Here is a 10,313-nt window from a genome sequence, read left to right as displayed (position 1 = left end):
TTCGCCCCGCTCACGGCGGTCAAGTGCGTGAGGCCGGCGACGCGGAGGGACTCCACCAGACGCGGATCGAGGCTGCTGCGGTCGCCGACTGCGAGGGCCGGCACGAGCCCGGCGGCGTCCGACGGGAGCCACGACGCGCGTGTGCGGAGCGCGTCGCGGGCCGCGGCGCGCCAAGCTGCACCTTGACCGGGGGGCACGACCGTACGGGGAGAACTTCGAGCGGTGACATACGCCGTCCCCGGTCCTCGTGGCGCGACCTTCGCGGCCGTCTCGATCCGGGTCCCAGCCCCCAGGCCGCGAAGGTACGCTCCGCCCGCCAGGATGACGCGGGCTGAGGCCGTGAATCGCTGGCCGTCACGAATTCCCCCGAGGAGCCGCGCGTCCGTGATGTAGCGGGCTCCCGTGACGAACTGGCTTGCGGCGGTCTGCGGGCGTGGTTCCGAAAGGATCTCGAGGGTGGCTACGGCGGTGCCGCCCTCCGCAAGGAGCGCGCCGGCCGGACCGGCGGTGTCCGCTGCGAGGCGTGCCGCGCCCGCGAGGAAGCCGGCGTCTGCGGAGGCGGCCGTCACGAGAGCGGCAATAGCGAGCTTCCGGCGCAGCCCAGGGTTCTTGCTCCGGGCAGGGCGCCCCGGACGGGAGCGCTGGCCTTGCGCCCCGGCGCGGACGGGAGGTGGGGCGGAGTCTCTTGACAGACAGCCTGCGGCGACGAGGAGCACGACGCCGACCCCGAGCGCCCACGCCCAGACTCCGCCTCCGTCCAGCCCCAGGGAGGCGCCGACCACGGGCCACGCAGCCCCAGCCCAGAGAGCCGCAGCCGGCGGGATGAGCCGAAGGTCTCTCCATGCTCGGCTCGTGAGGCGTGGATCCGTTCCGGCCGAAGCGTGCTGCCGGAGTGATCGGAGAGCCAGCCATTCCCTCAACGCTTCGATGTGCCCCCGACCGGTGCGACCGGAGGGCGGCTGGCCCTCGGCTGCGTGCGGAGCGCTACGAGGGCCTTCGGTGGCCGATTGGACGTAACGCCGCCACGCGTTCAGACGCGAGCGGTCCGCCTGGTGCCTGCTCATACTGACACCAGCGGCAGGAGGGATTCGAGCATTTTCGAGCCGATCCCCGGCACAGCGTCGAGATCGGCGGGTGCTGAGAAGCGTCCGTGCTGCTCCCGATAGTCAACGATCCTCTGCGCCAGCACAGGGCCGACTCGGGGCAGCTGGGCGAGTTCCTGGGCATTGGCCGTATTGAGATTGACCTTCGAGCCGCCGGCTGCGGGACGATCTGGCTCGGAACTCGCCGCGCCAGCTTCAAGTGCCTCACCCTGACGGGGGACCGCGATCCGCGCTCCGTCTTCGATCTGGGCGGCGAGGTTGAGACGGTCCGGTTCACCGTAGGGCAGCGCTCCCCCCGCGGCGCTGACTGCGTCGTGGACGCGGCTCCCCTGGGGGAGCCGATAGACGCCCGGCTTCACCACGGCTCCCGCAACGTGCACGACGAAAGTCCGGACGCCGTCCTTCTCCCGTCCCGCCGCAGCTTCCACCCCGGGGCTCTCGGGGCGATCGCCCTGTGGGCTTGATCTGCCCCCGGACAGGGCTGCGTCACGGGGCTCGACGGGGCCGACCTCCGGCGGCGATGACGCCGTCGACCACCACCACAGACCGGCACCGAGACCCGAGAAGCACAGGACGATGGCTGCGAGTCCGGCGGAAAGGGCCCAGCGTGGTCCGCCTGCCCGTGCGCTGGCGCCCTCACCCGCCACCGTTTCCGACTCGTGCGCGATCTCACCGCACGAAGCATCTGGGTCCAGCAGAGCTCCGTCCGAGAGGACGCGCGGCTGCCCCTGGGCTCCCTCCCGGGGGCTCGGTCCGACGACCTGGTCCCAGCGGTGCCGCGCTCGGAGGCGCTCCCCGCGTTTCCGTCCCATGCAGCCAGCATCGCAAGGACGCAGCCGCCCCGCGGCGCGTTGAAGCGCTATGTGAATCGCCACGCGGGGAGAGCCTGGAGTGGAGGACTAGTGGGCCCGGGTCAAGTCGTCAGGTCCCGGGCGTGGGCGGCGATGCCGCGGGGTCGCGCAGGCGGCCCGTGACGACGATGGCGAGGACGCCAAGCCCCGTGTGGGCCGCGAGGACGGCCGGCAACGGTGTGACGACGACGTCGGCATCCGAAATGGAGGCTTCCCCTCCTGATTTCAGCCCCTCGATGAGTTCGCGCGCGAGGGTCTCCGCTTCCGGGCGGTTCCCGAAGTAATGGACTGCGAGCCGCGGGTTCATACGGTTCCGCGCATCGCCGATCGAGAGTTCACGCAGCCGGGGCAACGCGCGGGCGCTCGTGCGGATCCGTTCGAGCGGCACGATCCTGCCGTCCTGGACCGCTAGCAGCGGACGGATCGAGAGCATCATGCCCACCCATGACGCGGCTGCGCCGATCCGTCCCCCGCGCCGCAGTTGCTCAAGGCTCGGAAGGAAGAAGCGGACCTCGGCGCCGTCGAGGGATTCGCGTGCGGCCGCGAGCACGCCCTCAGGGCCCTCGCCGGTCGAGGCGGCGAGGAAGGCGGCTTGGACGGCGAACCCCTGCGCCAAGCCTGCGGTTCGCGTGTCCACAACCTCGACTGGCACGCCGACGCGCTCCGCGCCGAGGCGGGCCGCTTCCGCCGTGCCGGACAGGGCGCCGGACAGATGAACCGAGACGATCGCCCCGTAACCCTCGGCCTCGAGCCGCCGGTAGACCCTCTCGAACACTCCGGGGGCGGGCCGCGACGTCTTCACGGGCCGGCCGGCAGCGAGGGCTACCGCAAGTGCCGCTTCGGCTTCCGGCCCGTCGAGATAGATCTCGTCGCCGGCCATGACCGAGAGGGGAACCACTTCGAACCACGGCTCGGCCTCCGCGGCGGCGATCCACTCCGGCGGGAGTCCGCAGGCGCTGTCCGTGACGACGGCGGTGCGGACCCGGCGTGGGGTGGGCGGCCGCAGCACGGACAGCCTGAGGCGGCCGAGGCGCTCCCGAAGGAAGCGGTCACTCAGCCACCCGACGGCCGGGGCGCGCTCAGCCAAGCCGACGCCTCGGCCGCTGCGGCTCCGTCAAGGTCATGCCGGAACGACGTTGACCAGCTTCGGCGCTCGCACGATGACTGTGCGGATACCGCGGCCATCGAGAATGCGCTGAACGTTGGGCGACGCGAGCGCAAGCTCGCGCAGGGCGTCCTCCTCGATGTCAGGGGACACCTCAAGCCGGTCGCGGACCTTGCCCTGAATCTGGACGACCGCGGTGACGGTCTCCTCCACGAGCAGCGATGGATCGTAGGCGGGCCACTCGGCGTTGGCCACGGACGGGTCGTGGCCGAGTGCCGCCCAGAGGTCCTCTGCGGTGTAGGGCGCCACGAGGCTCAGGATGATGGCCACCACTTCGACCGCTTCGCGCACGGCAGGATCCGCTCCTCCGGGCCCGCTGTCGATCGCCTTGCGGGTCGCGTTGACCAGCTCCATCGTCTTGGCGACGACGACATTGAACTTGTGCGCCTCGAGCAGTTCGGCGGCATCGGCGAGCGTCCGATGGGTGACGCTGCGGAGCGCGCGGTCGCCCTTCGCGGGATCTGCGCCCGGCTCGCTCGTGACGTCCTGGCCGAGACGCCATGCGCGCGCCAGGAACTTCGCGGAGCCCGCGGGAGAGACATCCGCCCAGTCGACGTCGTCCTCTGGCGGCGACGCGAACACCATGGTGAGGCGCACCGCGTCGACGCCGAACTGGTCGAGCTGCTCGCCCAGATCGACACCGTTGCCCAGGGACTTGCTCATGGCCTTGCCCCCATTGAGGACCTGCCCCTGATTCATGAGCGCTGCGAAGGGCTCGTCGAAGTCGATGAGGCCCATGTCCCTGAGGACCTTCGTGAAGAACCGGCTGTAGAGCAGGTGCAGGATGGCGTGCTCGACGCCGCCCACGTACTGCGCCACGGGCATCCAGCGCTTCGCCGCATCCGGATCGAACGGTCCCTCGGTGTAGTCCGGCGAGAGATAGCGAAGGTAGTACCAGGAAGAGTCCACGAATGTATCCATCGTGTCCGTGTCGCGCTTCGCCGGGCCCCCACAGCTCGGGCACGTGACGTTGACCCAGTGCTCCGCGGCCGCGAGCGGCGAAGTGCCCTTCGGGGACAGCTGTTCGCCCCGCAGGTCGTCGGGGAGGCGCACCGGCAGCTGGTCGTCCGGAACCGGCACCTCGCCGCACGCCGGGCAGTGGATGATGGGGATGGGCGCGCCCCAGAAGCGTTGGCGCGACAGCAGCCAGTCGCGGAGGCGGTAGTTGACGGTGCCCTCGCCGGTCCCGGCGGCCTCGACGATCTCGATGGCTTTTGCGATGCCCTCGGTCTTGGAGAGTCCGTCGAGCGGCCCGGAGTTGACGATCGTGCCCTCTCCGGCGGTCGCCACTCCGCTTGCTGCCGGGTTCTCCTCGCCGGTGTCGAGGACCGCCCGTACGGGCAGGCCGAACGCCCGCGCGAAGTCAAGGTCGCGCTGGTCGTGCGCCGGCACTGCCATGATCGCTCCGGTGCCGTAGTCGGCGAGCACGTAGTCGGCGGCCCAGACGGGCAGCTTCTCCCCGCTCAGCGGGTTCACGGCGTAGCGACCGAGGAAGACGCCCGTCTTCTCGCGGTCGGTGTTCTGGCGCTCTATCTCTGAGAGGGCCTTGACCCGATCTTGGTACTCGGCGAGGGCCGCCGCCTCCTCGGGGGCCACCAGTTCCGTCGCGAGGTCGGCGTCGGCCGCCACGACGAAGAACGTCGCACCGTAGAGCGTGTCCGGCCGCGTCGTGAAGACGGTCACCTTGCGTTCCGGCTTGCTTCCGTCACCGGTCGCCTCGACCGCGAAGTCGACATGGGCGCCCTCAGAACGGCCGATCCAGTTGCGCTGCATGGCGAGGACGCGTTCGGGCCAGCGGCCCTCGAGCTCCGTCATGTCGTCGAGGAGCCGGTCTGCGTAGTCGGTGATCTTGAAATACCACTGGTTGAGCGCCTTCTTGGTCACGGGCGTGCCGCACCGCTCGCAGGCGCCATTGACGACCTGCTCGTTCGCGAGCACAGTCTGATCCTTCGGGCACCAGTTGACAGGGTGGTTCTTGCGGTACGCGAGTCCCCGCTCGTAGAAGCGCAGGAACAGCCACTGCGTCCAGCGGTAGTACTCGGGGTCGGACGTGTGCAGCCGACGCGACCAGTCCAGGCTCAGACCGTAGCGCTTGAACGAGGCGGCCTGGGTGTCGATGTTCGCGTAGGTCCACTCCGCGGGGTGGGCGTTGCGCTTGATCGCCGCGTTCTCGGCCGGGAGTCCGAACGAGTCCCAGCCGATGGGGTGCAGCACGTCGAACCCGCGGAGACGCCAGTAGCGCGCGACGACGTCGCCCATCGCGAACGCCTCCGCGTGGCCCATGTGGAGGTCGCCCGAGGGGTACGGGAACATATCCAGGACGTACCGGCGCTCCCGGCTTCCGTCGTCCTGGGGCGTGAACACGCCCAGCTTCTCCCATACTGCCGGCCACTTGGCCTCGATCGCGGCGAAGCTGTAGGTGGCCTCAGCCACATCTGCAGTCGTCTGCTCCGCTCCCTGCTGTTCGCTCACCCTGGTTCTCTCCACCGTTCGTCACCTCTGGCGTCCGCCAGCGTTCGTCCCCTGACACACAAAAGCCCCTCGCAGGGAGGGGCCGCCGCTCGATTCGAGCGGCTAGTGAAGCAGGAGGATGCCGTGCATACCCACATCCTAGCGCAGGCCCCGCTCAGTCCCGGGGAGGGGCACGACGACGGCACCCCTCCCAGCGAGGAGGGGCCGCCGTCGTCGGGCGCGTCGGCGGGCGGCCACGCTAGCCGCCTGGGCCACGGCGTCTAACGGACGTCGGCGTCGACCCAGTCCATCGACTTGGTCACGGCCTTCTTCCAGAGTCGCATCTGCCGGTCTCGTTCGGCTTCGCCGAGCTGTGGGCTCCAGCGCCTGTCCTCGCCCCAGTTCGCAGAGAGCTCGCCGAGGTCCCCCCAGAACCCCACAGCGAGGCCAGCCGCATATGCCGCGCCGAGCGCCGTCGTCTCGATGACCTTCGGCCGGACGACGTCGACGCCGAGGATGTCTGCCTGGAACTGCATGAGCGCGTCGTTGGCGACCATGCCGCCGTCGACCTTGAGCTCCGCCAGCGGCACGCCCGAGTCCGCGTTCACGGCGTCGAGGACCTCGCGGGTCTGGAAGGCGGTCGCCTCGAGTGCGGCGCGCGCGATGTGGCCCTTGTTCGCGTAGCGGGTGAGACCGACGATCGCGCCGCGGGCGTCCGGCCGCCAATAGGGCGCGAACAGGCCGGAGAACGCCGGCACGATGTAGACCCCGCCGTTGTCCGCGACGGAGCGGGCAAGCTCCTCGACCTCGGGCGCGGAACGGATGAGGCCGAGGTTGTCGCGCAGCCACTGGACCAGCGAGCCGGCCACCGCGATCGAGCCCTCGAGGGCGTAGTGCGGCTTCGCTTCGCCGAGCTTGTACCCGACCGTTGTCAGCAGGCCGTTCTTGGAGTGGACGATCTCCTCGCCCGTGTTGAAGATGAGGAAGCAGCCCGTACCGTACGTGTTCTTCGCCCCGCCGGCCTCGAACGCGGCCTGGCCGAACGTGGCGGCCTGCTGGTCGCCGAGGATGCCCGCGACCGGGACCTCGCGGAGGAGCTGCGACGTGTGGACGGCGCCGTAGACCTCGGAGGATGACCTGATCTCGGGCAGCATCGTCGCCGGGACGCCGAAGACGTCCAGGATTCCCTGATCCCAGGAAAGCGTCTTGAGGTCCATGAAGAGGGTGCGGGAGGCATTCGTCACGTCCGTCACGTGGATGCCGCCGTCGGTTCCGCCCGTGAGGTTCCAGAGGACCCACGCATCCGTGTTGCCGAACAGGAGATCACCCGCTTCGGCCCTGGCGCGGGCCCCCTCGACGTTGTCGAGGATCCACTTGACCTTCGTCCCCGAGAAGTAGGTGGCGAGCGGCAGCCCCACCGTTTCTTTGAAGCGGTCGACGCCGCAGTCCGCCGCGAGCTCGTCGGCGATGGGCTGCGTGCGCGTGTCCTGCCAGACGATCGCGTTGTACACCGGCTCGCCGGTGGTCCTGTCCCACACGACGGTTGTCTCGCGCTGGTTCGTGATGCCCACGGCCGCGATATCGTGGCGGGTCAGGTTCGCCTTCGAGAGGGCCTGGCCGATCACCTCACGGGTGTTGTCCCAGATCTCTCGGGGATCGTGCTCGACCCAACCGGCTTGGGGGAAGATCTGCTCGTGTTCGAGCTGGCCGGTCGAGACGATCGAGCCACGGTGGTCGAACACGATCGCCCTCGTGCTGGTCGTGCCTTGGTCGATAGCCATGACGTAGTCGGGGGTGTCTCCCTGCTCAGGCATTCACGGCTCCTTCGACCTCGGCCCTGGGTGGCGCGATGGCGACTCGGTGGAAGTCGGCCAGCGTTCGCTCGGCGTGCCGGACCTCCTCGCGGACGCGTTCGGATTCCCAACCTAGATGGGGTGCGAGGGTCTCGGCCACCTCCCAGACGAGTTCGCTCGTGACCAGGCCGCGGAAGGCCAGCGATGTGCGCCGGATCAGGACATCCACGACGTGGCCCACCTGTTCGTGCTGGGCCAGATAGGCCAGCTCGCGGACACTCAGCTCGTCGGTGCTCTCCAGCATGCGATCTGGCCCCTCGGCCAGGAACGCCGCGACCGCTTCGGCACGCGTGCCATAGCGTTCGAGGAGCCCTTCTGCCCTGGCTTGATCCGCGACCGTCGGAAGGTGCGTGGCGATCCAGTCCCTGCGCGCGGCCGGCCCGTCGGGGAAGCCGGCCCCGCCGCCGATGGGAAGCTCCGCCGTGCTTGTGGAGCGCGGGACGCGGAGTTCGCCGAGAACGGCGTCCGCCAAGTGCTCCGAGAGGGCGCGGAAGGTGGTCCATTTCCCGCCGACGAGGCTCAGCCGCACCGGTGCACCGTCCGCGCTGGCCTCCCGCTCGATGCGGTAGTCCCGGGAAACGAAACCCGGGGCGGTGTCGTCGTGGCGTGGAAGGGGGCGGACGCCGGAGAAGCTGTAGACGATCTGGCTCGGATCGACCGGCACGTCCCTGAACACATGGCCAATCAGGTGGAAGAAGTACGCGACCTCTTCCTCGGTGCAGACCGGGGTGAGGTCCTCGCCGGCGTCGATGTCCGTCGTGCCGACGAGGACCCGGTCCCCTATCGGGTAGATCAGCACGATGCGTCCATCCGCGTGCTCGAAGAAGATCTCCCGGCCCCCGGTTGCCGCGAGCAGTTCGGGGGCGTCGAGCACGATATGGGAACCCTTGGTCCCGCCCATGTAACGGGTCTCGGCTCCGAGTGCGGAATTGGTCCGGTCAGTCCACGCTCCGCTCGCGTTGACGACGACGTCTGCCGCAAAGTCGAACTCGTCGCCGGTGAGCTCGTCGCGCAGCCGAACCGCGCCGTCGTGCGTGCCGACGGCACTGACGTAGTTCACCGCCCGCGCTTCCCGGCTCGCCTCGAGCCCGTCGCGCAGGACGTCGAGGGTGAGCCGCTCGGGGTTGTGGACGGAGGCGTCGAAGTAGGTCGCCGCGTACTTGACGTCGGGGCGAAGCCGCGGCAGCTCGGCCAGGGCGCGCTTGCGGCCGACGAACTGGTGCCGTGGCAGCCGGCCCCCCTCCCGGGAGAACGCGTCATAGAGGGAGAGCCCGATCTTGATCAGGACGGCGCCCCGCGCACCGGGCTTGCCCGAGCGATGGCTGAGGAACCGGAGCGGGGCGTTGAGGAGCCCAGAGAACGTCGTCAAGACGGGGATCGTGGTCCGCAGCGGCTTGACGTAGTGCGGGGCGATGCGCAGCAGGCGGTTCCGCTCGACGACGGATTCGTGCACGAGCCGGAACTCCCCATTCTCGAGGTATCTGATCCCTCCGTGGATCATGTGCGAGGACGCGCCCGAGGCCCCCTGGCAGTAGTCGCCGCGCTCGACGAGCGTCACGTCCACGCCTTGCAGCGCAAGGTCGCGGAACGTGCCCACGCCATTGATGCCGCCCCCGATGATGAGCACCTGCGCGCGTGGCCTTGCCCGGAGGGCAGAGACCGACGGGCGCGGAGGCGACGACGGCAGTGGGACGGCGGGGCGGGGCTGCGGGGCCACAGGAATCTCCTTGAAACGTGTTGAAACGTGCGCGGCAGGGTGTCGAGATCCATTGTTCGAGCGTCTGAGAAGAAAGTTCAAGGCCGTTGCACGAACGTGCAAGAATAGTGGCCATGTCACGCTCCGCGACGCTTCCCGGGCCCTCTGGGGCAGCGGTTCCCGCACAAAGTCCCGCGAGCCGAAGGCAGCGCGAGGCGCTCCTCGCGGCTCAGCTCTACTACCTCCAGGACCTCACGATGGATGCGATCGCGAGGGAGCTCCGCACCTCTCGGTCCACGGTCTCCCGCCTCCTCGCGTTCGCCCGCGAGACCGGCCTCGTCCAGATCCAGATCGCGGACCCCCTCGAGTCGTCCGCCGAACTCGAATCCGCCGTGGCGCAGCGCTACGGGGTCCGGACCCACGTCGTCCCCCACGTATCGAACCTCAACGAGGCCGAAACGCTCGATCGGGTGTCGATGTATGCCGCCAGAACGCTCACCCCGCTGGTGACCTCCAACGCCGTCGTCGGGGTGGCATGGGGCTCTACGCTCACGGCCATGAGCCGGTATCTCAACCGCAAGCCCACGCACGGCACCACCGTGGTCCAGCTCAACGGTGCGGCCAACACGCAGACGATGGGCCTGGGCTACGCAAGTGAGATCATGCGGCGCTTCGGGGCCGCCTACGACGCCGCGGTAGAGGAATTCCCGGTGCCTGCCTTCTTCGACCGCGCGGAGACGAAGCGGCTCATGTGGCAGGAACGCAGCGTCAGACGCGTGCTCGACCTCCAGGCCGACATGTCGGTCGCAGTGTTCGGGGTGGGCTCGGTCCACGCCGACGTCCCGAGCCACGTCTATACCGGGAGCTATCTCGACTCCGCCGATCTGCGGTCACTCGGTGAGCAGCGTGTCGTCGGCGACGTCGCCACCGTCTTCTATCGCGAAGACGGGAGTTCCGAGGGGATAGCGCTCAACGAGCGCTCGACCGGGCCCGACCACGAGGTGGTGCGCGCCGTCGAGCATCGCTTCTGTGTCGCCGCCGGGCCATCGAAGGCCCGCGGCCTGCGCGGCGCTCTCAACGCGGGTCTCGTGACCGAGCTCGTCGTCGACGAGGCGACGGCGCGCGCACTTCTCGCCCTGGGCGCCTGAGCCCGGGCGCGCACTTCTCGCCCTGGGCGCCTGAGCCCGGGCGCGC

Annotated in this window: 7 protein-coding genes and 1 pseudogene; 2 read left to right on the top strand and 6 right to left on the bottom strand. The window is 69.6% G+C overall.

Annotated elements, in window-relative coordinates:
* From V7053_RS00765 to leuS, 4 genes and pseudogenes are all read right to left on the bottom strand, one after another.
* Nucleotides 1–569: pseudogene (locus V7053_RS00765) on the bottom strand (hypothetical protein); the annotation flags it as partial.
* Between the two features lie 491 nt (nucleotides 570–1,060).
* Nucleotides 1,061–1,915: a ComEA family DNA-binding protein gene (locus tag V7053_RS00760; protein ID WP_334170342.1), complete on the bottom strand. Its 855-nt coding sequence runs from the start codon at nucleotides 1,913–1,915 to the stop codon at nucleotides 1,061–1,063.
* 109 nt (nucleotides 1,916–2,024) lie between these two features.
* Nucleotides 2,025–3,041, bottom strand: a complete 1,017-nt coding sequence (locus V7053_RS00755; protein ID WP_334170341.1) for a DegV family protein — start codon at nucleotides 3,039–3,041, stop codon at nucleotides 2,025–2,027.
* 33 nt (nucleotides 3,042–3,074) lie between these two features.
* The gene (gene leuS, locus V7053_RS00750) at nucleotides 3,075–5,591 is read right to left on the bottom strand and encodes a leucine--tRNA ligase (protein ID WP_334170340.1); all 2,517 of its coding nucleotides are present in this window, start codon (nucleotides 5,589–5,591) and stop codon (nucleotides 3,075–3,077) included.
* A 123-nt stretch (nucleotides 5,592–5,714) separates the two neighbouring features.
* Here leuS and V7053_RS00745 point away from each other — a divergent pair, with 123 nt between their 5' ends.
* Nucleotides 5,715–5,855: a hypothetical protein gene (locus V7053_RS00745; protein WP_334170339.1), complete on the top strand. Its 141-nt coding sequence runs from the start codon at nucleotides 5,715–5,717 to the stop codon at nucleotides 5,853–5,855.
* On the opposite strand, the gene glpK is transcribed toward V7053_RS00745, so the two are convergent.
* Together glpK and V7053_RS00735 are read right to left on the bottom strand one after the other, a co-directional pair.
* On the bottom strand, nucleotides 5,852–7,384 hold the full coding sequence (gene glpK, locus V7053_RS00740) for a glycerol kinase GlpK (protein WP_334170338.1): 1,533 nt from the start codon (nucleotides 7,382–7,384) through the stop codon (nucleotides 5,852–5,854). The two genes, V7053_RS00745 and glpK, sit on opposite strands and share 4 nt — an antisense overlap.
* Complete coding sequence (locus V7053_RS00735; RefSeq protein WP_334170337.1) at nucleotides 7,377–9,140, bottom strand: glycerol-3-phosphate dehydrogenase/oxidase; 1,764 nt, start codon at nucleotides 9,138–9,140, stop codon at nucleotides 7,377–7,379. The genes glpK and V7053_RS00735 overlap by 8 nt, the downstream gene beginning before the upstream one ends.
* A gap of 113 nt (nucleotides 9,141–9,253) precedes the next feature.
* Between V7053_RS00735 and V7053_RS00730 the strand changes: the two genes are divergently transcribed.
* Nucleotides 9,254–10,267 carry a sugar-binding transcriptional regulator gene (locus V7053_RS00730; RefSeq protein ID WP_443022471.1) on the top strand — a complete coding sequence of 338 codons (1,014 nt, stop codon included), beginning with the start codon at nucleotides 9,254–9,256 and terminating at the stop codon, nucleotides 10,265–10,267.
* Nucleotides 10,268–10,313: the final 46 nt, after the last annotated feature.

The sequence above is a fragment of the Sinomonas sp. genome, from assembly GCF_036848755.1.
In the GTDB taxonomy this organism is placed as follows: Bacteria; Actinomycetota; Actinomycetes; order Actinomycetales; family Micrococcaceae; genus Sinomonas.
This window is presented reverse-complemented; position numbering and strand designations above follow the sequence as displayed.

Excerpts from the sequence above, each read along its gene's own strand:
- V7053_RS00730 (WP_443022471.1), top strand. The coding sequence starts at position 9,254 with ATGTCACGCTCCGCGACGCTTCCCGGGCCCTCTGGGGCAGCGGTTCCC.
- V7053_RS00760 (WP_334170342.1), bottom strand. The coding sequence starts at position 1,915 with ATGGGACGGAAACGCGGGGAGCGCCTCCGAGCGCGGCACCGCTGGGAC.
- glpK (WP_334170338.1), bottom strand. The coding sequence starts at position 7,384 with ATGCCTGAGCAGGGAGACACCCCCGACTACGTCATGGCTATCGACCAA.